Origin of the sequence: Polaribacter tangerinus (assembly GCF_038024095.1) — a bacterium.
Lineage (GTDB): Bacteria > Bacteroidota > Bacteroidia > Flavobacteriales > Flavobacteriaceae > Polaribacter > Polaribacter tangerinus.
Genome location: NZ_CP150668.1, coordinates 798,966 through 822,826, shown reverse-complemented (window position 1 = coordinate 822,826; position 23,861 = coordinate 798,966). Strand labels below are relative to the sequence as shown.

The 23,861-nt window shown below is 32.4% G+C and carries 18 protein-coding genes; 13 read left to right on the top strand and 5 right to left on the bottom strand.

Going from position 1 to position 23,861, the window contains the following annotated elements:
- Positions 1-34: 34 nt before the first annotated feature.
- A complete protein-coding gene (locus WHD54_RS03710) occupies positions 35-1,153 on the bottom strand; it encodes an adenylate kinase (protein WP_088323306.1) in 1,119 nt (372 codons plus the stop codon).
- A gap of 109 nt (positions 1,154-1,262) precedes the next feature.
- Complete coding sequence (gene secDF / locus WHD54_RS03705) at positions 1,263-4,250, bottom strand: protein translocase subunit SecDF (RefSeq protein ID WP_088323305.1); 2,988 nt, start codon at positions 4,248-4,250, stop codon at positions 1,263-1,265.
- Positions 4,251-4,455: 205 nt separating this feature from the next.
- Here secDF and WHD54_RS03700 point away from each other — a divergent pair, with 205 nt between their 5' ends.
- Complete coding sequence (locus tag WHD54_RS03700; protein ID WP_088323304.1) at positions 4,456-6,132, top strand: formate--tetrahydrofolate ligase; 1,677 nt, start codon at positions 4,456-4,458, stop codon at positions 6,130-6,132.
- A 72-nt stretch (positions 6,133-6,204) separates the two neighbouring features.
- On the opposite strand, the gene mdh is transcribed toward WHD54_RS03700, so the two are convergent.
- From mdh to gyrB, 3 genes are all read right to left on the bottom strand, one after another.
- Positions 6,205-7,131, bottom strand: coding sequence for a malate dehydrogenase (gene mdh / locus WHD54_RS03695; RefSeq protein WP_088323303.1), 927 nt, complete (start codon positions 7,129-7,131; stop codon positions 6,205-6,207).
- Positions 7,132-7,256: 125 nt separating this feature from the next.
- Positions 7,257-8,294, bottom strand: coding sequence for a DUF6588 family protein (locus WHD54_RS03690; RefSeq protein ID WP_088323302.1), 1,038 nt, complete (start codon positions 8,292-8,294; stop codon positions 7,257-7,259).
- Between the two features lie 194 nt (positions 8,295-8,488).
- Positions 8,489-10,426, bottom strand: a complete 1,938-nt coding sequence (gene gyrB, locus WHD54_RS03685) for a DNA topoisomerase (ATP-hydrolyzing) subunit B (RefSeq protein WP_088323301.1) — start codon at positions 10,424-10,426, stop codon at positions 8,489-8,491.
- A gap of 696 nt (positions 10,427-11,122) precedes the next feature.
- Between gyrB and WHD54_RS03680 the strand changes: the two genes are divergently transcribed.
- From WHD54_RS03680 to trpA, 12 genes are all read left to right on the top strand, one after another.
- Positions 11,123-11,389, top strand: coding sequence for a hypothetical protein (locus tag WHD54_RS03680; protein WP_198943140.1), 267 nt, complete (start codon positions 11,123-11,125; stop codon positions 11,387-11,389).
- A 1-nt stretch (position 11,390) separates the two neighbouring features.
- The gene (locus WHD54_RS03675) at positions 11,391-12,791 is read left to right on the top strand and encodes an amidase family protein (RefSeq protein ID WP_088323299.1); all 1,401 of its coding nucleotides are present in this window, start codon (positions 11,391-11,393) and stop codon (positions 12,789-12,791) included.
- A complete protein-coding gene (gene gatB/aspS / locus WHD54_RS03670) occupies positions 12,791-16,132 on the top strand; it encodes a bifunctional amidotransferase subunit GatB/aspartate--tRNA ligase AspS (RefSeq protein ID WP_088323298.1) in 3,342 nt (1,113 codons plus the stop codon). Before WHD54_RS03675 ends, gatB/aspS begins: the two co-directional genes overlap by 1 nt.
- Positions 16,133-16,401: 269 nt before the next feature.
- Positions 16,402-17,793, top strand: coding sequence for an anthranilate synthase component I family protein (locus tag WHD54_RS03665; RefSeq protein WP_088323297.1), 1,392 nt, complete (start codon positions 16,402-16,404; stop codon positions 17,791-17,793).
- 10 nt (positions 17,794-17,803) lie between these two features.
- Positions 17,804-18,382, top strand: a complete 579-nt coding sequence (locus WHD54_RS03660; RefSeq protein WP_088323296.1) for an anthranilate synthase component II — start codon at positions 17,804-17,806, stop codon at positions 18,380-18,382.
- Complete coding sequence (trpD, locus tag WHD54_RS03655) at positions 18,379-19,368, top strand: anthranilate phosphoribosyltransferase (RefSeq protein ID WP_088323295.1); 990 nt, start codon at positions 18,379-18,381, stop codon at positions 19,366-19,368. Before WHD54_RS03660 ends, trpD begins: the two co-directional genes overlap by 4 nt.
- A 1-nt stretch (position 19,369) precedes the next feature.
- Entirely contained in the window at positions 19,370-19,537 is a 168-nt protein-coding gene (locus WHD54_RS03650) for a hypothetical protein (RefSeq protein ID WP_198943139.1), read from the top strand.
- A gap of 29 nt (positions 19,538-19,566) precedes the next feature.
- Positions 19,567-20,355, top strand: coding sequence for an indole-3-glycerol phosphate synthase TrpC (gene trpC, locus WHD54_RS03645; RefSeq protein ID WP_088323294.1), 789 nt, complete (start codon positions 19,567-19,569; stop codon positions 20,353-20,355).
- A 28-nt stretch (positions 20,356-20,383) separates the two neighbouring features.
- Positions 20,384-21,061 (top strand): phosphoribosylanthranilate isomerase, encoded by a 678-nt coding sequence (locus WHD54_RS03640; protein ID WP_233130962.1) that lies wholly within the window; start codon positions 20,384-20,386, stop codon positions 21,059-21,061.
- A 14-nt stretch (positions 21,062-21,075) separates the two neighbouring features.
- Positions 21,076-22,260: a tryptophan synthase subunit beta gene (gene trpB, locus WHD54_RS03635; RefSeq protein WP_088323293.1), complete on the top strand. Its 1,185-nt coding sequence runs from the start codon at positions 21,076-21,078 to the stop codon at positions 22,258-22,260.
- A gap of 2 nt (positions 22,261-22,262) precedes the next feature.
- A complete protein-coding gene (locus tag WHD54_RS03630) occupies positions 22,263-23,036 on the top strand; it encodes a DUF3050 domain-containing protein (protein WP_317043140.1) in 774 nt (257 codons plus the stop codon).
- Positions 23,037-23,050: 14 nt separating this feature from the next.
- Positions 23,051-23,815 carry a tryptophan synthase subunit alpha gene (gene trpA, locus WHD54_RS03625; protein WP_088323292.1) on the top strand — a complete coding sequence of 255 codons (765 nt, stop codon included), beginning with the start codon at positions 23,051-23,053 and terminating at the stop codon, positions 23,813-23,815.
- Positions 23,816-23,861: the final 46 nt, after the last annotated feature.

The following is a 23,861-nucleotide window of genomic DNA, read 5'->3' as shown; positions in this document are numbered from 1 at the left end:
TTTTATTTAAAACTCAGGCTATTTAAAAAATAAATTATAGCGTATCAAATACCTTAGCAATTCGTTGTGTAATTTCCTCAATAGAGCCAACGCCATTTATACCAAAATATTTGTTCTGAGCATTAAAATAATCTTTTAAAATGGCAGTTTTTGTATTGTATTCGTTAAAACGATTTCTAATTTTAGCCTCATCAGTATCGTCTGTTCTACCACTTGTTTTTCCTCTCTCTAGCAAACGTTTTACTAAAATATCTTCAGGAACTTCTAGTGCTATCATTGCATTAATTTGCTCTCCTTTATCGCTTAAAAAAGCATCAAGTGCTTTTGCTTGAGATTCTGTTCTTGGAAAACCATCAAAAATAAAACCTTTAGCATTGTTGTTTTTAGTTACTTCTTCTTTTAGCATATTTATGGTAACTTCATCCGGAACTAAATCTCCTTTATCCATATATTCTTTTGCTAAAAGACCTAATTCAGTTTCATTTTTTATATTAAATCGAAACACATCTCCTGTAGAGATATGAACTAAATTATACATTTTTTTAAAAAATTCTGCTTGTGTTCCCTTTCCTGCACCAGGAGGTCCGAATAGTACAATGTTTTTCATTTTTGGTGGTGTTGTTAATTGGTAAATAGCTGCGTAGTTTCTTCCTAAATTATTGTAATCTAATCCATAACCAACTATAAATTTATCTTCAATACTTTTTCCAATATAATCTATAGGAAGTTCTTTTCTAAATACATCTGGCTTAAAAAATAACGAGGCAACTTTTAGTTGTTTAACTTTTTTATCTCTAAAGATATTATAAATTTCTTGTAATGTGTTTCCGGTATCAATAATATCTTCTAAAATAATTACAGTTCTTCCTGTTAAGTCTTCATTAATACCTACTAATTCTCTAACTTTTTCTGTTGATGTTGTTCCTTGATAGGATGCTAGCTTTACGAACGAAATTTCACAATTTCCATTAAACTCTCTTATAAAGTCTGCAGCAAATAAAAAGCACCCGTTTAAAATACCCACAAAAATAGGTACTTCCCCTTTTGGTAAATCTGCTTTTACTTGTTTTACCATAAACCTTACAATATCTGCAATCTCTTCTTTGCTGATGTAGGGTTTAAAATATAGGTCGTGTAGTTTAAGTAACTTCATAATGTACAAATATAGTGGGTATCTTTGTAATGAAAAAACCGTTTTCTAATGCTCAATACTTTTCAGTAGCACAAAAGAAAACGGCTTTTTTATTTATAAGAATGAGTTATTACTCTTTTTCTTCTTTTTTTGTAGTGTCATACATAATAGGTGTTGCTACAAATAAAGATGAATAGGTACCAACTGCTACACCAACAATTAGGGCAAACATAAATCCTTTAATAGAATCTCCACCGAATAAAAATATTGCCAACATTACTAGTAATGTTGTTAAAGAAGTGTTGATGGTTCTTCCTAAAGTAGAGCTTAATGCAGTATCTACATTCTCACTGTATTTTCTATTTGGAAAATCTCCAGAGAATTCTCTAATTCTATCAAAAATTACTACCGTATCGTTAAGAGAGTAACCGACAACTGTTAATATTGCCGCAATAAATGATTGTCCGATTTCCATATCAAAAGGCATAAAGCTATAAGTTATAGAGAATACACCAAGTACTATTAAAACATCATGAAAAACTGCTACTACCGCACCAATAGAGAATGATATTTTTCTAAAACGTAATAAGATGTATAAGAACACTACTAATAAAGACCCAAATACTGAGTAAAGTGCAGATGTTTTAATGTCATCTGCAATTGTTGGCTCTACTTTCATATAGCTCATTACTCCCGAACCTTCTTTTTCGAAGCCAGGTTTAAAATCTTCATAAGTCGTGTTTCCTAAGTAAGTTTTAAGTCCTGTAAACAATGTGTTTTGTACAGCCTCGTCTACTTCTTGTCCTTCTTCTTCAATTTTATATACTGTAGTTATTTTAAGCTGATTTGCATCACCATAAGTTTTAACTTCGGGAGCAGTACCAAATACATCTTTAAGATTTTCAGCAACTTCGGTAGCGCTCATTGCTTGGTCGAAACGAACCACATACGAACGACCTCCTTTAAAGTCTACACCTTGCTTTAATCCTATAGAAAAGATAGAAATTAAACCTCCAATAATAATTGCACCAGAAATAGCATAAGCTATTTTTCGTTTGTTCAGGAATTGTACATTAATACTTTGGAACCACCCTTTTGTAAACGTAGTATTAAAAGTTAATTTAGATCCTCTATTTACTGCACCATCTATTAGTAATCTTGTAATAAATACAGCTGTAAATAAAGAGGTGGCAATACCAATCATTAAAGTTAAAGCAAAACCTTTAATAGGTCCTGTTCCAAATACATATAAAATAATACCAGTTAATAGAGTAGTAATATTCGCGTCTATAATTGCAGATAAAGCTCCTTTAACAGAAAAACCTTCTTCTACAGATTGTTTTAAACCTTTCTTTTTTGCAAGGCCTTCTTTAATTCTTTCGAATATAATTACGTTGGCGTCTACCGACATACCAATGGTTAATATTATACCAGCAATACCTGGCAATGTTAATACTGCGTTGAAAGAAGCTAAAATTCCGAAAATAAATAAGATGTTTACTACCAAGGCAATATCTGCATAAGCTCCTGCTTTTCCGTAATATAATATCATCCAAAATAACACTAATAAAATTGCTAATCCGAAAGATAGAAAACTCGCATCTATAGCTTCTTGACCAAGAGATGGTCCCACAACTTCAATTTGAATTATTCTTGCGGCAGCAGGTAATTTACCAGCTTTTAATACGGTAGCAATATCTTCTGCTTCGGCAATAGTCATACTTCCTCCAGAAATAGAAGTTCTACCTCCAGTAATAGCTTGGTTTACCGATGGTGCTGTGTACACATAATCATCTAAAACAACGGCAACAAAACGCCCTACATTATCAGCAGTCATTTTTGCCCATTGTTTCGTTCCAGAGCTATTCATTGTCATGCTTACCTCTGGTTTATTTAATTGGTCAAAAACTTGTGCTGCATCTAAAATAACATCGCCTTCTATTGAGGCTACATCGTTTCTGTTCGACTTTATTGCGTATAAGCCAATTAATTCTTGAGTTTCTTCGTTTTCATTAGTGTTGGCTGGGCTAAATGATTTGTAATCCCATAAGAATTTAACATATCTCAGTTCGTTTGGTAAAAGTGCGCGAACTTCTTTATTTGCCAATAAACTGTTTACTTTTGCCGTATCGATTACTCTTGCCTGTCCTACTAAAGAACTTACTTGTTGTTGAGACTGTGCTACATTTGGAAACAAGTATGTGAATAGATTTTTTTGAACTTTTGTAGAGTCTGTTGCCTCGCCTAAAAGATCATCAATATCATCTTTTTTAGTAGTGTCCTTTACTTGTGCCGTAACACTGTCATCTTTTAATAACTCTGCTACCTTATCATTTGCAGAAAATAAGTACCCTTGCACTTCTGCATTGGTGTATACTTCCCAAAACTGTAACTCAGCTTTGCTTGTTATTAATTTTGTAACACGTTCTATATCTTTTGCTCCTGGTAATTCAATTTGAATTCTACCCGAAGTTCCAATTCTTTGAATGTTTGGTTGAGTAACGCCAAATTTGTCAATTCTACTTCTTAATACTTCAAACGCTGTAGCAATAGAGCTATTAATTTCATCTTGTAGTGTTTCTTTTACGGTAACATTGTCTTCATCAAAAGAAATTTTCTCGCTTAATGCTTTAGTTCCAAAAATAGCTGGATCACTTAATTTTGTGTTTCCTGCAATTGCCTCAAATTCTTCGAAAAACAAGTCTAAATAATTAGCATTGTCGCTTTTTTGTGCCTCATCTGCTGCCTCTAATGCTTTGTTAAAAGCTTCATTTTTAGAATCGTTTGATAAGTTTTTTAGAACTTCTTTAATAGATACTTGTAAAATTGCGTTTACACCTCCTTTTAAGTCTAAACCAAGATTCATTTCTTTGTCTTTTACATCATTGTAAGAGAGCTCAGTTATACCTAAGTTTATTATTTTTTTATTAGCAACGCTATCTAGGTAATTTTGCTCTAAAGTAGCTTTTTGCCTTGCATCACTATCTGTCCCTTTTTCAACAGCATAAGCTTTTGCGTCATCTTCCACCTTATTGGCTAAAAAGGTAAACGATAATTGATATAAACTCACTAATCCAAAAAGGATTGCGAATAATTTAATAAGTCCTTTGTTTTGCATCTTTGTTATTGGTTTATTGTCGACTTCTTTTTTTTAAAACGTGCAAATATAGTATTTCAAAGCAGAGTAAGCAATTGTTTTATAATATTTATGAATGTAGTTTGTGTTTTTTTAAATACTTTACTAATTATTTTCGGGTATACTTTTTTATTTGCCTATATTTATTATAAAGTTTAATAGTTTTAGAATAATTAATTTTCACAAAATGACACAGTTTTCTGATATTTCTATTGCGCAAGCAAAAAAAATGAATCATATTAAAAATATTGCTAAAAAATTAGGTGTTAATGAAGATGATATCGAAATGTATGGCAAGTATAAAGCGAAACTACCACTTCATTTAATAGATGATGCTAAAATTGCTGATAATAATCTAATATTAGTTACAGCACTTACACCAACACCAGCCGGAGAAGGGAAAACAACTGTTTCTATTGGGTTAACTGAAGGCTTAAATAAAATAAGTAAACAAGCAACAGTAGTGTTAAGAGAGCCTTCTCTTGGGCCAGTTTTTGGAATTAAAGGAGGTGCTGCAGGCGGTGGATATTCTCAAGTTGTACCAATGGAAGACATTAACTTACATTTTACGGGAGATTTTAACGCCATAGAAAAGGCAAATAATTTATTATCTGCACTGATAGATAATAATATTCAGAGTAAAACTAATAATTTAAATATCGATCCTCGAACTGTTTTGTGGAAAAGAGTTATAGATATGAATGATAGGTCTTTACGAGATATTACAATTGGTTTGGGGGGTACTTCTAATGGTGTACCAAGGCAAGATGGTTTTAATATCACACCCGCATCTGAAGTCATGGCTATTTTATGTATGGCTACTAGTTTAGCCAATTTAAAAGAACGTTTAGGAAATATTTTTATTGGTTTTACTTTTGATAACTCACCTGTTTTTGCACGCGATTTAAAAGCTGAAAATGCAATGGCTATTTTGTTAAAAGATGCTATTAAACCAAATTTAGTTCAAACTTTAGAAGAAAATCCTGCAATTATTCACGGCGGTCCGTTTGCCAATATAGCACAAGGAACAAACTCTATACTTGCCACTAAAATGGGACTTTCATTATCTAATTATGTGGTTACAGAAGCTGGTTTCGGTGCAGATTTAGGAGCAGAAAAATTTTTAAATATAAAATCTCAGTTTGCTAACCTAAACCCTAAGTGTGTTGTCTTGGTAGCTACAATAAGGGCGCTACGTCATCATGGTGGAGCTAAAAAAGAAGTATATAATACGCCAGATGTACCGAAAGTAACTCTAGGTTTTAAGAATTTAGAAAAGCACATAGAAAATATTAGAAAATTTAATATTGAACCAGTAGTTGCTATCAATTCGTTTATTTCTGACTCGAAAGAAGAGGTAAATTATGTAATTGAAAAGTGTGCTAGTTTGGGTGTTAAAGCTGTAGTTTCAAAGGGTTGGGCTAAAGGAGGTGAAGGAACCAAAGAATTAGCAGCGGCTGTAGTAGATGTGGTAGAAAATAGAGCCACTGTTTTTAAACCACTTTATAATTGGAAAGCTTCAATTAGAGATAAAATAGAAATTATAGCAAAAGAAATTTACGGAGCCTCTAAAGTAGTATATGATAACAAAGCTTTACTAAATTTAAAAAGGATTGATAGGTTAGGCTTTAATCATTTTGCAGTTTGTATGGCGAAGACTCAAAAATCTTTTTCCGACAATGATAAATTAATTGGAAGACCAGAAAACTTCTCGATTACTGTTCGTGAGATTGAAATAGCTGCAGGTGCTCAGTTTGTAATTCCTATTTTAGGTAAAATGATGCGAATGCCAGGTTTGCCTTCTGTACCAGCTTCAGAAAATATGAGCATATCTGATGAGGGTATCATAGCTGGATTGTCGTAAAAATAATATTACATTAAAAAAAGCCAATATGAACATATTGGCTTTTTTTACTATCGTATAGTGTTATTTTTTTTACAACTCTAGTAACCCGTTAGTTTTAGAAACACCAGCAGCAGATTCTTGTAAATGAGCTTTTTCGGCATCATTTAAATTGATTTCTACAATACTTTCAATTCCATTTTTTCCTAAAACAGCAGGAACTCCAATACATAAGTCGTTAAGGCCATATTCTCCTTCTAAAAGGCTAGAACATGGAAATATTTTTTTTGTGTCGCAAGCAATCGCTTGAACCATTCCAGAAACTGCTGCTCCTGGTGCATACCATGCAGAGGTACCCAGCAAACCTGTTAAGGTTGCGCCACCAACTTTTGTGTCTTGTAATACTTGTTCTAGTCTTTCTGCGGATATAAATTCAGAGACTGGTACTGAGTTTCTTGTGGCTAATCTAGTTAAAGGAACCATCCCTTTGTCTGAGTGCCCACCAATAACCATTCCGTCAACATCAGAAATTGGAGCGTTTAATGCTTCTGCTAATCTGTATTTAAATCTAGCTGAGTCTAGTGCTCCTCCCATACCAATAATTCTATTTTTTGGAAGTCCTGTAGTTTTGTGAACAAGATAAGTCATAGTGTCCATTGGGTTAGAAACTACGATGATAATTGTGTTAGGAGAGTGTTCTATAAGGTTAGAAGATACCGTTTTTACAATACCTGCATTTATTCCAATTAACTCTTCTCTGGTCATACCTGGTTTTCTTGGGATTCCTGAAGTAATTACACAAATGTCAGAATTTGCTGTTTTGGTATAATCATTTGTACTTCCTGTAATTTTTGTGTCAAAATTGTTTAAAGAAGCTGTTTGCATTAAATCCATTGCCTTACCTTCTGCATATCCTTCTTTAATATCTAATAGTACTACTTCAGATGCAAAATTTTTAATTGCAATATACTCTGCACAACTTGCACCTACTGCTCCTGCACCAACAACTGTAACTTTCATATGTTTTTAATTTTATTTTAATAATAAGCTGCTAAAATACAATTTTTAGTTCCTTTTTTAGTTAATTTTAACCAAAAAAAAAGACTTCTACACAAGAAGCCTTTTTTTGTTTTATTTGTAACTTTTTATCGAATGCTAATTGCTATTCCTAAGTTTGCAGTATTATATTCTTGAAGAGTGTAGCTTCCGAATATTTTAAGAAAGCCTAAACTTATTCTAGCTCCAACAGTTGCCATCACTCCATTCGATTCAAAATCTAAATTTCCAGGAATGTATAAAGTTTCTCTTATTTTATCGTTTGGTGCCGGTTGATTGGTATTGTAAATACCTGTAAATGTACCACTCATTTCATAAGATGCATTTCCGCTGTTGTAACCAACGCCACCGTATAAGTTAAGAATTGGTAGGTTTAAAGACGCAATTGCTTGTGCCGTAAAAGAGGTGAGGTTAAACGTACTGAAACCATTTCTAACCTCTATGTTACTGCTGCTAAGGTCTCCTATTTCATAATTTACATCCATAGTGGTGTATGCAGCTAATAAAGAGATATGAAAAGGTGTTTTGTCTAAAGGACCAAACCAATTGGTAATTTCTTTTTTTACCCCAAGTCCGAGCATTTTTACAGAGCCGTCATCATCTCCTAGATTTATTTCAGGCACCATTCTAACCATGGCTTCTAGTTTCCATGGCAGCCCTATGTTTAGTTGAACCATTGGTGCAGGAATTACATTTGCAGGCAGGTCTTCGGTTATACCACCAGGGAATTCAAAACTAGTGGTGGCGGATTGTCCGTTTATATTTCTTTGAACTGTCATTTGAGTATTGGTGCTGGGTCCAGCAAACGTAGAAGCTGTTGTACTAGCAGATGATACAGAAGTTAAACCTAATGCAGGAATGTTAAACAGTTCTTTTTCATTCGGAATTAAGGCTCCACTAGCACCAATTGATAGGTCGAAACCGAGCACTTTATGAACTTTTGCAGTATGGTACCAGCCATTATTCATAGCATTGATAAATCCTTCCATACCAGGAGAGAAGTAAGCTTGGAGTAGTTTTTCAGTATCGTTTTTTTCTGCTAATAGAATAGCTTCAAAGCCCTCTTGAGCTTTTAGGGTTATTCCTATTACAAAGGAGCAAATAAGTGATAAAATAATTTTTTTCATTATCAGGGATTTAGGTTATTAATTTTAGCTAATATATAATTTTTATGTTAAAATTTTAACATAAAAATTATTACCGACCTAAAAAGGGGAAAAATACCTAAGATTATAAAATACAAAAAAGCCAGTAAATTTAAATTTACTGGCTTTTTTTAGTTCTAAGGATTGTTTCCTATTTTAAGAGAATCGATATATAATTACACATCAATTTTTGCGTATTTTGCATTCCTTTCAATAAAGTCTCTTCGAGGTGGTACTTCATCTCCCATAAGCATAGAAAAAACTCTATCTGCTTCTGTAGGGCTATTAATAACTACCTTTCGTAAAGTTCTAAATTCAGGATTCATGGTAGTGTCCCATAGTTGTTCTGCATTCATTTCTCCAAGACCTTTATATCTTTGAATTGTTGCGGAACCGCCCATTTGTTGAGCAATTAAATCTCGCTGATTGTCATCCCAAGCATACTCTCTTTTCTGACCTTTTTTAACAAGGTAAAGTGGTGGGGTTGCAATGTAAACGTACCCTTGTTCTACCATCTCTCTCATGTATCTAAAGAAGAAAGTTAAAATTAGGGTTGCAATGTGAGAGCCATCTACATCCGCATCACACATAATAACTACTTTATGGTATCTTACTTTACTTAGGTTAAGGGCTCTTGGGTCTTCTTCTGTACCGATAGAAACGCCAAGTGCGGTAAACATATTTTTAATTTCTTCGTTTTCAAAAACTTTGTGTTGCATTGCTTTTTCAACATTTAAAATTTTTCCACGAAGAGGTAAAATTGCTTGAAAGTTTCTATCTCGACCTTGTTTAGCAGTACCTCCGGCTGAATCTCCCTCTACTAAGAAAATTTCACATTGTGCAGGGTCGGTTTCTGAGCAGTCAGATAATTTACCAGGTAAACCACCAATAGACATTACTGTTTTACGCTGAACCATTTCTCTTGCTTTGCGCGCTGCATGTCTTGCTGTTGCTGCTAAAATAACTTTCTGAACTATTGTTTTAGCATCGTTAGGATTTTCCTCTAAATAGTCTGCTAGCATTTCAGAAACTGCTTGAGAAACTGCAGATGTAACTTCTCTGTTTCCTAATTTTGTTTTTGTTTGCCCTTCAAACTGTGGTTCCTGAACTTTTACAGATACTATTGCTGTTAGTCCTTCTCTAAAGTCGTCACCAGCAATTTCAAATTTTACGTTTTTTAAGAGTCCAGATTCATCAGCATATTTTTTTAATGTACTTGTTAAACCTCTTCTAAAACCAGATAAGTGCGTTCCTCCTTCGTGAGTGTTAATGTTGTTAACGTAAGAGTGAAGATTTTCTGCGTATGAAGTATTATAAACCATGGCAACTTCTACAGGAATGCCATTTTTTTCGCCTTCCATAGAAATAACGTTTGCCGTTAATTGCTCTCTGGTAGAATCTAAATATTTTATAAATTCTGGTAAACCTTCATCACTATGAAAAACTTCAGAAATAAAGTTTCCTTCATCATCTTTTTCTCTTTTATCTGTAAGTGTAATAGTAATTCCTTTATTTAAAAAAGACAATTCTCTCATACGGGTAGCTAGTGTTTCGTAGCTAAATTCTGTACTTTGCTTAAAGATAGATTTGTCTGGTAAAAAGGTTACTATGGTTCCAGTAAAATCTGTTTCTCCAATTGTTTTAACAGGGTATAAAGCCTTTCCTCTTTCATATTCTTGCTCCCAAACTTTTCCTTCTTTATGAACTGTAGCTCTTAAATGATCGGATAATGCGTTCACACAACTAACACCAACACCGTGTAAACCACCCGAAACTTTGTAAGAATCTTTGTCGAATTTACCACCTGCACCAATTTTTGTCATTACTACTTGTAATGCAGAAACTCCCTCTTTTTTGTGTATTCCAACAGGAATTCCACGTCCGTTATCTTTGGTTGTTATAGAATTGTCTTCATTAATAGTTACATCAATTCTGTCGCAATAACCACCCATGGCTTCATCAATAGAATTATCTACAACTTCGTATACTAAATGGTGTAAACCACGAATACCAACGTCTCCAATATACATGGAAGGGCGCATTCTTACATGCTCCATTCCTTCTAATGCCTGAATACTAGACGCGTCATATTCTTTTTTAATGTCTTCGCTCATTATTAAAGTGATTTTTATTTTTTAGGTTGATAAAACTCGTTTTTAAAAAACAAATTTTGTAAACTCAAATTTACAATTTTAAAGATGTTTTTCAAATGTTTTAAGCAATTTAGTCCTAAAATTATCAACATTTGTTAAAAACAGAAAAGTGTCTTAAATCGCCTAAAAACCATTTTATTTTGAATTTTTAAATTTTAAAATTCATTCTTTGAATGTAAAAAATAAAAAATGGCTTATTTCTTAAATTTTAAGGTACTCATTTTTTATAAAAAATAACTTTTCAGCCAAATTTTTATCATTTATGAGAAAAAAAATGAACCAAAAGTGTATTTCTAGGATTGCTAAAAAACTACTTAGCATAATTCTAATGATTAAATAACGAGTGAATTTTATGATATATTTAATTTTTAATCAAAATTTTGTAGATATCATAATCTTTTTCTGAAATGTATAAAAAAATGAGTTAGTTCTAATATTCTGTATATATTTGTGGCAATACAAAACACATGAAAAAAAATACTAACAATCGTAATTTCTATAATTCTAATTTTTAGAATAGGAAGGTTGTTGTTTCAAAATAATTTATAAGGCCTTCCGAAATTCGGAAGGTTTTTTTTTAGAATTAATTGGGGTCACTTTTCTGTTTAATTTAAGAAATAGGTGTGCTAGTTTTTAGAAATTTAAAAGAATATAGTAATGAGTAAAATTATGACAGTCGACGTTTTATCGAGTATTAAAGGAGCAAAACCATCGGAGTCGGTATCTAAATTGTTTGAGGTAATTAAAAATGCGAATCAGCAACAAACTTTAGAAAGCACAAGTGCTCACAATACTGTTTTTTTAGACGATTTAAGGGAAGACGTTGTTATTGAAAGTTCTTTAATTGAAAAGCAACTTATTAAAGACAACTTTCCGAGAGAGAAAAACGGATTTTTGGTAGTTGCTAAAGTGATAGAAGATTAATATGAAGTCGAAAATAAAAGAGATACATCAGCAATTGGTGTCAAAAGAAATTTCATGTACAAATTTGGTACAAGGAAAATTAAAACTATTAAAACAAAACACACATAATACTGTTAATTATTTATTAGATTCTTTAGCTTTAGAATTGGCTAAAAAAGTAGATGAAAAAATAGCAAAAGGTGAAACAATTGGTCTTTTAGAAGGTATTCCGTTTGGTGTTAAAGATGTATTTATGCTTCAGGGAATACCAACAACTGCAAGCTCAAAATTTTTAAAAAACTACAAATCTTCATATACAGCCACTGCAATTCAAAAATTATTAGATGCTGGTGCAATACCAATTGTAAAAGAAAATTGCGATAGTTTTGGGCATGGGTCTTCATCTGAAAACACCATTTTTGGTGCTGTAAAAAACGCTCTAAACCCAGCTTTAGTTGGTGGAGGTTCTTCTGGAGGTTCTGCTGTAAATGTGGCAAAAGAGTATACTGTCTTTTCAATTGGCGGCGATACTGGTGGTTCTATTCGTCAGCCAGCAGGTTATAATAAGGTATATGGTTTAAAACCAACGTATGGGCTCATTTCTCGATACGGATTAATAGCCTACGCTTCTTCTACGGATTGTGTTGGACCAATTGCAACCTCAATTGAAGATATTAGAATTGTTTTAAATACCATAAGAGGAAAAGATGTTAGAGACCAAACTACTTATGCTTCAGATGAAATTCTAGCCGATTCATCTTCTAGGACTTCAACAATAAAAACAGTGGGATATTATAGTAGCTTTGTTAAAAGTGATGCGATTTCACCAGAAACAAAAGCCAGTTTTTTAGCAACTATTCAAAAAATAAAAGAAAAAGGAATTAAAGTAAAAGAATTAGATTTTTTTAATGCCGATGTTTTAGTTTCTACATATTACACACTAGCAATGGCAGAAACCGCTTCGAATTTGTCTCGTTTAGATGGTACAAATTATGGCAAAAGAATAGATGGTGATAATTTAAAAGAGAGTTATGCAATAACTCGCTCAGAGAATTTTTCTGAAGAGTCTAAACGAAGAATTGTTGGAGGAAATCAAGTTTTGTCTCAAGGTTTTTCGGATGAAATTTACATAAAAGCACAACGTTTAAGAAATCAAATTTCTTCGAGATTTTCAAAAGATTTTTTAGAGGTAGATGTTGTTTTATCACCAGTTACTCCTGCCACTCCTCCCAAAATTGGTGAAAGTTTAAAAAATCCGTTGGCAATGTATTTGTCCGATGCTTATACGGTTGGTTTTAGTTTGGGAGAATTACCAACGTTAACAATTCCAAATGGAACTGAAACAGGTTTACAAATTACAGCAGACAAGAAAAATGAAACGCAAATTTTACAGTTTGCAAACTTTTTAAACGATATTTTATAATGGAATTAGAGCAAATAAATGATGCTTTAAAAGCACACGATTTAGAGTTAATTATCGGTTTAGAAACACATGTTCGTTTAAATACAAAAACAAAATTATTTTGTACCTGTTCTAACGAAGAAGCAGTTGTGCCAAATACTAATATTTGTTCAGTTTGCACAGGTCAAATGGGTGTTTTACCAGCTATTAACAAAGCAGCAATTACAAAGGCAATATATTTTGGTAAAGCCGTAAAGTCGAGTTTTTCTAATGAGGTAATATCTTGGGACAGAAAACATTATGAGTATCCAGATAACCCAAAAAACATACAAATTACACAATATCATAATCCGGTAATTCCCGACGGAGAAGTTTCTTGCTTTAGAAATGATGGCTCACAGTTTACTGTTATTTTAAATCAGGTTCACATAGAAGAGGATGCAGCAAAATTAATGCATGAGAAAGATGTTTCTTTGGTAGATTTTAACAAGGCTGGAGTACCTTTAATAGAGATAGTAACCAATCCTTGCATCAGAAATATAGAAGATGCTTCTACCTATGCACAATACATTCATCGTATTGTTCAAAATATTGGTATTTCAGAGGCAAATCTAGAAAAAGGAGAATTTAAGTCAGATGTTTCTGTGTCTCTTAGAAAGATTGGAGAAACAAATTTAAACCCCAGAACAGAGATAAAAAACCTTAATTCTTTTAAGTTCATGGTAGATGCTTTAAAAGAAGAAGTAGAAAAACAATTTAGGTATTACGAAAAAAATAAAAAGTTTAGACCAGATCAAACAACTGTTTTATGGGATGCAGATTTAAAGCAAACCAAAACCATGCGAAAAAAGGAGTTTGAGGCAGATTACCGTTTCATTTCAGAGCCAGATATTCCGTTTGTTAACATCAAAAATGCTATAGATAACACTTTTATAGATGCTAGTGCATTGCCTTTTAGTGTAGAGTCAATATTAATAAAGAGTGGAATTTTACCTCAAGATGCCAAGTTTTTTACTTCGGATGCCATTCGTTCAAAAACTTTTATGGCTATTAATAATGCTATAAATGATGCTTCTTTTGTGGCAAAAACACTAGTAAATACCATAAAAGCAGATGAGTATGAACGCATAGAAAATGTAAACGATTTAATTGATATTTTTTTATTGTTTAAAGCAGACAAAATAACACCTGTTTTACTTCAAAATGGGGTAAGTGCTTCTCTAAAAAATCCTAGTTTTAATTACAAGAAGTATTTTGAAGAGAATACAATATCAGAGAGCAAAATACGCGAAGTAGTAGCTAAAGTACTTTCTAATAATGAAGCTATTGCAGCAGAGATAAAACAAGGCAACAAAGGGAAAGCCGGTATTTTGGTGGGTAAAGTTATTGCTATTATAGGAAAAGCAGCATCAGGAAAAGTAATTCGAAACGAAATTATTTCTCAAACTTTAGGAACAACGCTAAAAGTAGAAAAACAGTCTAGCAAAATTGAAAATACCGTTCATAAAAACGAAAATCTATCAACAAAAAAACACGCTGTAGAAGAGTTACATACTGTTCCAATTATTATAAAAGAACAATACAGAACTCATACGATTGCTGAATTATCAGAAAAATCTATTACAGAAAAAGTTACATTATCTGGCTGGGTTTCTAGTGTAAGAGATCATGGCGATTTAATGTTTATCGATTTGCGAGATTCTAGCTACCAGATTTTTCAAGTTCGTTTAAGCAGAGAGTCGTTTTCGAATTTAGATGAATTGATAAAATTGAAACCAGAATCTGTAATTTCTGTTACAGGAGTAATTATACAAAGAAGCGAAGACGATTATAACGCAGGTATACGTACGGGTAAATTAGAACTTGAAACTACCGATTTAGAAATTTTAAACCTTTCTAAAACGTTGCCTTTCGAAATAAAAAGAGCAACAAAAACAAATGAAACAGTTCGTTTTCAGTATAAGTTTTTAGATCATAGGAATGATGCAGTTCGACGTGCCATAATAAATAGGCATAAAGTGATAAAGTTATTGCGTGATATGTTAGATGAAGAAGAGTTTTTAGAAATTGAAACTCCAATTTTAACTGCAGGAACAGATGAGGGAGCTAGAGAATTTATAGTTCCAACAAGAAAACAGTCGGGTTCTTTTTATACACTACCACAAGCTCCGCAGCAATTTAAGCAGATGCTAATGGTGGGCGGATTTGAAAAATACTTTCAAATTGCACGCTGTTTTAGAGATGAAGATTCTCGAGGAGACAGGCAGCCCGAATTTACACAATTAGATATCGAAATGGCCTACGCAAGTATGCAACAAATTATAGGTTTAAATACCAAAATGTTTAATGAAGTTGTTCGTAAAATTTATGGTAAAAAATGGATTTTGCATCCTTTTAAGGTGTTAACTTACAAAGAGGCTATGGATAAATATGGTTGTGATAGACCAGATTTGCGCTATGGGTTGCAAATGCAAGATATTACAGCGATTGTTAAGGATACCACTTTTCAGGTTTTTAGCAAACCAATTGCTGCAGGCGGTGTAGTAAAATGTATTAAAGTATCTGCTCAAGAACAAGGAAATAAAAGAATGTCTAAAGGACAGATTGAAAGCCTTACAGATATTGCACAACAAAACGGTTTGGGCGGATTGGCGTATATTATTGTTAACGAATCCGATTTACAATCGCCAATTATTAAGTTTTTAGGAGAAGAAATTGCCGCAAATATCATCAAAGTAACCGAAGCAAAAGTGGGAGATATTGTGTTTTTCTCAGCTGCAGACTACGCAACTGCAAATAAAGCGTTAGATGCTGTGAGACAAGAAATGGCTCGTGTTTTAAATTTGATAAATCCAAAAGAATTAAGGCCAGCTTGGGTTGTAGACTTTCCAATGTTTGAAAAAACAGATGAAGGAAAATGGACGTTTACCCATAATCCATTTTCGATGCCAGCAGTATACGATTTAGAAAAGCACATGAATGGGAATGAGGAGGAAATCGGAACTATAATTGCACAACAATACGATTTAATTTTAAATGGTTATGAAATTGGCGGAGGTTCAGTTCGTGCCCATAAAGCAGAAATTTTAGAGGCCACATACAAAAACATGGGATACTCTAAAGAAGAAATGTTAAAAAGTGTGGGAACGATGTACAAAGCTTTTCAGTATGGAGCGCCGCCGCATGGAGGAATTGCTTGGGGTGTAGACAGGTTAATGATGATTTTAGAGAAAAAATCATCTATAAGAGAAGTAATGGCATTTCCAAAAACAGGTGCCTCAGAAGACTTATTATTTCATGCACCTTCGCCATTGTCTGATAAAAAAGTAGAAGAGATGAATGTACGAATTTTAAGAAAATAGTTTTTTTATTATTTTCTGTTGTAAAGGTTGCTCAATTTAAAAATCTGCCTTATTTTTGTTGAACAATGAAAAACAATGTACAAAATATTTGGTGGTGGAACTCTCTTAATTCATAAGTGAGCATAAAACCTATCATATAATATATATACAAAAGGCTTATCTCACGATAAGCCTTTTCTTATTAAAATATAAGTGTGTACTTTATTGTAGCACTTGTTTTTAGTTTGATATATACTATTTATAAACATTTCAAATGGAGAATAATCAGTATGAAAAAAATAAATTTTAAAACAATTTATAAAACTAAAATGGCAGATACAGTAACGCCGGTAGGCTTGTATTTGCGATTTAGAGATCGTTTTGCCAACACACTTTTGTTAGAAAGTTCAGACTACCATAGTAAAGAAGAAAGTTATTCTTTTCTAGCAATTGACCCTATTGTTTCTATGAAGGTAGATGCCAATTTATTTACGGTATCCCACAAAGGAACACAGATAGAATCTCATAAAATTAGCAGAAATTTTTACGAATTATTTGATCAGTTTTCAAATAGTGTAGCTTTAGATTGCCCTGAAAATTTAAAATCTTTTAATGGTTTGTATGGCTATTCAACTTTCGATGCGGTTCAGTATTTTGAAACCATTCAGTTTTCGAATAAAAAAGCACCTTCTGCTATTCCAGAAATGCAATATAGTTTTTATCGTTTTATTATTGCTATCAATCATTTTAATGATGAAATGACATTGATAGAAAATGTAGAAGAAGGAAGTTCTTCTCGAATTAATGAAATTCAAACAATTATAGATGCTCAGGCTTTTAATACCCAAAAATTTGCAGTTGTAGGAGAGGAAACATCAAATGTTAGTGGAAAAGAGTTTGTAGAATATGTAAGAAATGCAAAATCTCATTGTAAAAGAGGAGATGTTTTTCAGTTGGTTTTATCGCGCCAGTTTCAACAAAAATTTAAAGGAGATGAGTTTAATGTTTACAGAGCATTACGCTCTATAAATCCGTCGCCATATTTGTTTTATTTCGATTATGGCAGTTTTAAATTGATGGGTTCATCACCAGAAGCACAAATAAAAATTGTTTCGGGTAAAGCAACTATAAATCCTATTGCTGGTACTTTTAGAAGAACTGGAGATATGGCAGAAGATTTGAAATTAGGTAAAAAACTTTCTGAAGATAAAAAAGAAACTGCCGAGCATGTAATGTTGGTAGATTTAGCTAGAAATGATTTGAGCAAACATGCCGATAATGTAACAGTAGAGGTTTTTAAAGAAGTACAATATTTTAGCCATGTAATTCATTTGGTGTCTACGGTTAGAGGTAAAATTAAAGGAAATCCAATCGAAATTGTTGGAGATACTTTTCCTGCAGGAACGCTAAGTGGTGCACCAAAGTACAAAGCAATGGAGTTGATAGATAGGTATGAAAACCAAACTAGAGGTTTTTATGGTGGTGCTGTTGGTATTATTGGTTTAAATGGGTCTGTAAATTTAGCAATAGCTATTCGTTCTTTTGTTAGTAAGAACAATGTTTTATACTCTCAAGCGGGTGCAGGTATTGTAATTCATTCCGATGAACAAAAAGAGTTACAAGAGGTAAATAATAAGTTAGCAGCGTTAAAAAAAGCGTTAATTCTAGCAGAAAAAATATAAAGCTTTTCAAATGAAGATATTAATTTTAGATAATTACGATTCTTTTACCTACAATTTGGTTCACATGGTAGAAAAAATTACAGGCAATTACCCTGCAGTTTTTAGAAATGATGAAATAAGCGTGGCTGAGGTAGCAAATTACGATCTTATAATGTTGTCTCCAGGACCTGGAATTCCTGATGAAGCTGGTATTTTAAAAGAGGTAATTAAAACATATGCAGGAATAAAGCCAATTTTTGGTGTTTGTTTAGGTTTACAAGCAATTACCGAAGTTTTTGGAGGAAGAATTACAAATTTAGAACAAGTTTTTCATGGAGTAGCCACCGAAATGAGTGTTGTAGATTCATCTGCTACAATTTTTAAAGATGTTCCAAAAACCTTTTTAGCGGCAAGATATCATTCTTGGGCGGCAACTGACGATGGTTTTCCAGAAGTATTAAAAGTAACAGCAAGAGATGAAGACGGGTTAATACAAGCAATTGCTCATAAAGTATATCCAATTTCTGCGGTGCAATTTCACCCTGAGTCTATTTTAACAGATGTTGGAGAACAGTTGGTTGCTAATTTTATTAATGAATATTCAAAATGAAATCAATATTAAATAAACTCTATAATCACGAGAGATTATCAAAAGAAACAGCAAAAAAAGTATTGATAAATATAGCTGCAGAAAAGTATAATGATGCTCATTTAGCATCTTTTATGACTGTTTTTATGATGCGATCTATTACCGCAGATGAATTAGCTGGTTTTAGAGACGCATTAAATGAGTTGGCTATAAAGGTAGATTTTTCCGATTATAATACGATAGATATTGTAGGTACAGGCGGCGATGGTAAAGATACTTTTAATATTTCTACACTAACTTCTTTTGTGGTAGCAGGAACAGGGCAAAAAGTAGCAAAACACGGTAATTATTCGGTGTCTTCACAATCTGGTTCTTCTGATATGTTAGAAAGTTTTGGATATCGTTTTACTAATGATGAAAGTATCTTAAAAAAGCATCTAGAGAAGTCGAATATTTGTTTTTTACATGCGCCCATGTTTCATCCGGCAATGAAAGCTGTTGGCGCTACTAGAAAAGCACTGGCTTTAAAAACATTTTTTAATATGCTTGGGCCTTTGGTAAACCCTAGTTCACCAAAAAATCATCTATTAGGAACCTTTAATTTAGAAACTGCTAGGTTGTATCATTATATTTTACAAGAAGAAGCGTGCAATTATGGTATTATTCACGCCTTAGATGGTTACGACGAAATTTCGTTAACTAGCGGGTTTAAGTTGTTTACAAGAAACGGAGAACAAATAATAAATCCGGAAGATTTAGGAATGAAAAGAATTGAGCAATCAGAAATTTTTGGAGGAAACTCTGTCTCCGATGCAGCAAAAATATTTAAAAATATTATAGAAGGAAAAGGTACAGAAGCACAAAACAATGTGGTGCTAACAAATGCTGCTTTTGCTATTACTATTGCCAATAAAAATAGTAGTTTTGAAGATGCATTTGATGTGGCAAAAGAATCGCTTTTTGGATTAAAGGCAAAACAATCTTTAGATAAATTAATAAGTGCGTAGTATGGTACATAAGAAAAACAATTTAATTTTAATTATTCCGGCATTTTTATTGGTAGGAACTGCCATTGGAGTTCAAACTGGTAGTTTATTAAAGCATACACTTACAGGGTTGTTAGTAGGAATAATAGTTTATGTTGTTTTATCGATAAGGAATAAAAAAAAACTCTAAATAACTAAGAACAGAAAATATAGTAAATAATGACAATTTTAGATAAAATAGTAGCTTTTAAGAAAACAGAGATAGCTAAAATTAAGGCAGAAGTTCCTGTTAAGAAATTAGTAGAAAGTCCGAATTTTAATAGAACCGTATTTTCTTTAAAAAAATCTTTGTTAGAAGTGGGGTCTACAGGTATTATTGCAGAGTTTAAAAGGCAATCTCCTTCTAAGGGAGTTATAAATGACACTGCAACCATCGCAGCGGTTACCAATGGCTATTTAGATGCAAATGTAGCAGCACAGTCTATATTAACAGATACTTCTTTTTTTGGAGGAAGCATGGCAGATTTAATGGAAGCTAGAGTTATCAATCAACAAAAACCAATATTACGAAAAGATTTTATTGTAGATGGGTTTCAAATTGTAGAAGCAAAAGCCATAGGAGCAGACGTTATTTTACTAATTGCTTCATGCTTAACTGAAAAAGAGTTGAAAAATTATGGGAATTTGGCTGAAGATTTGGGTTTAGAGGTGTTGTATGAGGTACATACTCAAGAAGATTTAGATAAAATAAATGACCTTGACGAAAAAATTATTGGAATTAATAATAGAAACTTAAAAACATTCGAGGTCGATTTAGAGCATTCTATAAAATTAGCAAATCAAATTCCAGACTCCTCATTAAAAGTATCAGAAAGTGGTATCTCAGACCCAAGAATCATTACGGGTTTAAAAGAATATGGTTTTCAAGGTTTTTTAATTGGAGAGAATTTTATGAAATCAGAAAATCCGGGTGAGGCTTGCATGGAGTTTATTAGTCAGATTAGGTAACTTATTCATTTATAAAAACATCAATATAATGAAGCTAAAAGTATGTGGAATGAAATATGTAGAAAATATTAAGCAAGTTGCCAACTTGCAGCCAGATTATTTAGGCTTTATTTTTTATGAAAAGTCTCAACGAAATTTTGAGGGTATCATACCAGAATTACCTAAGTCAATAAAAAAAACGGGTGTATTTGTAAATGAATTGCCAGAAATTGTAGTTTCATTTATAGAAGAATATCATTTAGAAGCTATTCAGTTGCATGGAGATGAAACGGTAGAATACATTATTAATTTGAAGAAATATATAGCGGATGCTATTTTTGAAACTAACAATCAGAAAAAGAAAAGTAAGCACTGGAAACCATTAAAAGAAGTAGAAATAATTAAGGTTTTTTCTATAAAAGATGAGTTTGATTTTAGTGGGTTAGAAACTTATTTACCATTTGTAGATTATTTTTTATTTGATACAAAAGGAAAAGAAAGAGGCGGAAATGGTACCACATTTAATTGGTCGGTTTTAGAAGACTATCCTTTTGAGAAACCATTTTTTTTAAGTGGAGGTATTGGTTTAGAATCAGTTCTGGCAGTAAAAGAATTATTAAATACCACCTTGCCTATTTATGCATTAGATGTTAATAGTAAGTTTGAAGAAAGTCCAGGAGTTAAAAAGTTAGAAGACTTAAAGAAGTTTAAAAGTAACGTTATTTAGTAGATAATAAACATATGAAATCAAAATTTCACCCAGACAAAAACGGTTATTTCGGACAATTCGGGGGCGCATTTATTCCAGAATTACTATATCCGAATGTAAAGGAGTTGGCAGACAACTATATACAAATTATCGAATCTGAAGAATTTCAAGCAGAATATAAATCGTTGCTAAAAGATTTTGTAGGCAGACCAACGCCTTTATATTTTGCAAAAAGACTATCAGAAAAGTATGGAGCAACCATTTATTTAAAAAGAGAAGATTTAAATCACACAGGAGCTCATAAGGTAAATAATACCATCGGTCAAATATTGATAGCTAAAAAATTAGGAAAAACCAAAATTTTAGCAGAAACAGGAGCAGGGCAACACGGAGTAGCTACAGCAACAGTTTGTGCTTTAATGGGGTTAAATTGTACCGTCTTTATGGGTGAAAAAGACATTGTTAGGCAAGCGCCAAATGTAGCAAGAATGAAGATGTTGGGAGCTAAAATTGTACCTGCAACAAGTGGTTCTAAAACATTAAAAGATGCTACTAATGAAGCAATAAGGTATTGGATACAAAACCCAGATTCATTTTATTTAATTGGCTCTGTTGTTGGTCCAGCTCCACACCCAGATATGGTTGCAAGACTACAAGCCATTATTTCGAAAGAAATGAAATGGCAATTAAAAGAAAAAACAGGAAAAGAAAATCCAGATACTATTATAGCTTGTGTTGGTGGCGGCTCAAATGCAGCTGGTGCTTTTTATCATTATTTAGATGATGAATCTGTAGAATTAATTGCTGTAGAAGCAGCAGGATTGGGTGTAAATTCTGGAGAAAGTGCAGCGACTTCTCAATTAGGAGAGGTGGGAATTATTCATGGAAGTAAAACAATTTTAATGCAAGATGAATATGGTCAAATAGTAGAACCATATTCAATTTCTGCTGGTTTAGATTATCCTGGTGTTGGACCTTTACATGCGTTTTTATATGAAAGTAAAAGGGCTAAGTTTATGAACGCTACAGATAAAGAAGCCTTAACAGCAGCATATGAATTAACTAAAACCGAAGGTATTATACCTGCTCTAGAAACGGCTCATGCACTTGCAGTATTGCCGAAAATAACATTTAAAAAAAACCAGGTTGTTGTAATTAATCTGTCTGGAAGAGGAGACAAAGATTTAGAAACATTTATTAAACATTTAGACGCATAAAAATGATGAACCCCCAAATAATAGTTATAGAAAATCAAATTGCTAGTTTAAGAGAAGAGTTAAATAACCATGCACTATATAAGAGCTTAACATCTATAAAAGATATTAAAGTTTTTATGGAAAATCATGTTTTTGCTGTATGGGATTTTATGTCGCTTTTAAAAGGAATTCAAATCGCTTTAACCACTGTTTCATTACCATGGGTTCCAAAAAAGAATTCAAATTTAGTAAGGTTTATAAATGAAATAACCTTGGCAGAGGAAAGTGATTTTGATAAAGATGGTGTTGTAAAAAGTCATTTTGAAATGTATTTAGATGCCATGCAAGAAATGGGAGCAAATACAAATATTATAGATATTTTTATTGCAGAAATAATTGCTGGAAAATCGGTACATGATTCTTTAGAAAGCCTTCCGATTATTAAAGAAGTAAAAGAGTTTGTATCCTATACATTTAAGGTTATAGATACAAATGAAACACATAAAATTGCTGCTGCATTTACCTTTGGTAGAGAAGACATTATACCAGACATGTTTTTAAAAATTGTAGATGAATCATCTTCTAACAATGATAAAAAATATGATAGCTTTACCTATTACCTAAAAAGACATATTGAGTTAGATGGAGATGAACACGGACCTTTGTCACTTCAAATGATTGAAGAATTATGCGGAGTTGACTCAAAAAAATGGCAAGAGGTTTTGGATGTTGCCAAACACTCTTTACAAGTAAGAATTAACCTATGGTCTGGTATACACCAATTATTAAAACAGTAAATATTATCTAGTTTATGAAAACACTAAACTCCCTATTTGCCAATACTAACAATTTATTATCTATATATTTTACATGTGGCTTTCCAGAACTACAAGATACAACAAGAGTAATTGCTGCTTTAGAAAAAAGTAAAGTAGATTTTATAGAGGTAGGTTTGCCGTATTCAGATCCTTTAGCAGATGGCCCAACTATACAAGAAAGTAGTCAAAAAGCTTTAGAAAATGGTGTAAATTTAGATGTTGTTTTCGAACAATTAATGGCAATAAAATCTACGAATAAAACACCATTGGTTCTAATGGGATATTTAAATCAAATGCTTAAATATGGTGAAGACAGATTTTGTAAAAAAGTAGTTGATTGTGGTATTGATACACTAATTTTACCCGATTTGCCAATGGTAGAGTACGAAAATCATTACAAAAAACTGTTTGATACATATGGTTTAACAAATGTTTTTTTAATTACTCCGAATACAGAAGTAGAGAGGATTAAGAAAATAGATTCTTATACAAAAGCATTCATTTACGTAGTTGCCTCATCTTCTATAACTGGTGCTAAAGGAGAAATTTCTGACGAGCAAATTGCATATTTCAAAAGAATTAAAGCTATGAACTTGAAGAGTAAACTGATTATAGGTTTTGGAATTTCTGATAAAAAAACCTTTACAACTGCCTGTAAATACGCTGATGGTGCAATTATTGGTTCAGCATTTATTAAAAACCTAGAAAAAAATGGAGTGGAAGGAATCGAGGCTTTTATAAAACCAATTATTAGTTAAACAATTCTTAAAAGTTTCTTAAAGGGACTTGTTCTCATCTTGTTTC

What these genes read in the sequence shown, in the direction of transcription:
- WHD54_RS03710 (WP_088323306.1), bottom strand. Translation starts at nt 1,153, where the DNA reads ATGAAGTTACTTAAACTACACGACCTATATTTTAAACCCTACATCAGC.
- secDF (WP_088323305.1), bottom strand. Translation starts at nt 4,250, where the DNA reads ATGCAAAACAAAGGACTTATTAAATTATTCGCAATCCTTTTTGGATTA.
- WHD54_RS03700 (WP_088323304.1), top strand. Translation starts at nt 4,456, where the DNA reads ATGACACAGTTTTCTGATATTTCTATTGCGCAAGCAAAAAAAATGAAT.
- mdh (WP_088323303.1), bottom strand. Translation starts at nt 7,131, where the DNA reads ATGAAAGTTACAGTTGTTGGTGCAGGAGCAGTAGGTGCAAGTTGTGCA.
- WHD54_RS03690 (WP_088323302.1), bottom strand. Translation starts at nt 8,294, where the DNA reads ATGAAAAAAATTATTTTATCACTTATTTGCTCCTTTGTAATAGGAATA.
- gyrB (WP_088323301.1), bottom strand. Translation starts at nt 10,426, where the DNA reads ATGAGCGAAGACATTAAAAAAGAATATGACGCGTCTAGTATTCAGGCA.
- WHD54_RS03680 (WP_198943140.1), top strand. Translation starts at nt 11,123, where the DNA reads ATGAGTAAAATTATGACAGTCGACGTTTTATCGAGTATTAAAGGAGCA.
- WHD54_RS03675 (WP_088323299.1), top strand. Translation starts at nt 11,391, where the DNA reads ATGAAGTCGAAAATAAAAGAGATACATCAGCAATTGGTGTCAAAAGAA.
- gatB/aspS (WP_088323298.1), top strand. Translation starts at nt 12,791, where the DNA reads ATGGAATTAGAGCAAATAAATGATGCTTTAAAAGCACACGATTTAGAG.
- WHD54_RS03665 (WP_088323297.1), top strand. Translation starts at nt 16,402, where the DNA reads ATGAAAAAAATAAATTTTAAAACAATTTATAAAACTAAAATGGCAGAT.
- WHD54_RS03660 (WP_088323296.1), top strand. Translation starts at nt 17,804, where the DNA reads ATGAAGATATTAATTTTAGATAATTACGATTCTTTTACCTACAATTTG.
- trpD (WP_088323295.1), top strand. Translation starts at nt 18,379, where the DNA reads ATGAAATCAATATTAAATAAACTCTATAATCACGAGAGATTATCAAAA.
- WHD54_RS03650 (WP_198943139.1), top strand. Translation starts at nt 19,370, where the DNA reads ATGGTACATAAGAAAAACAATTTAATTTTAATTATTCCGGCATTTTTA.
- trpC (WP_088323294.1), top strand. Translation starts at nt 19,567, where the DNA reads ATGACAATTTTAGATAAAATAGTAGCTTTTAAGAAAACAGAGATAGCT.
- WHD54_RS03640 (WP_233130962.1), top strand. Translation starts at nt 20,384, where the DNA reads ATGAAGCTAAAAGTATGTGGAATGAAATATGTAGAAAATATTAAGCAA.
- trpB (WP_088323293.1), top strand. Translation starts at nt 21,076, where the DNA reads ATGAAATCAAAATTTCACCCAGACAAAAACGGTTATTTCGGACAATTC.
- WHD54_RS03630 (WP_317043140.1), top strand. Translation starts at nt 22,263, where the DNA reads ATGATGAACCCCCAAATAATAGTTATAGAAAATCAAATTGCTAGTTTA.
- trpA (WP_088323292.1), top strand. Translation starts at nt 23,051, where the DNA reads ATGAAAACACTAAACTCCCTATTTGCCAATACTAACAATTTATTATCT.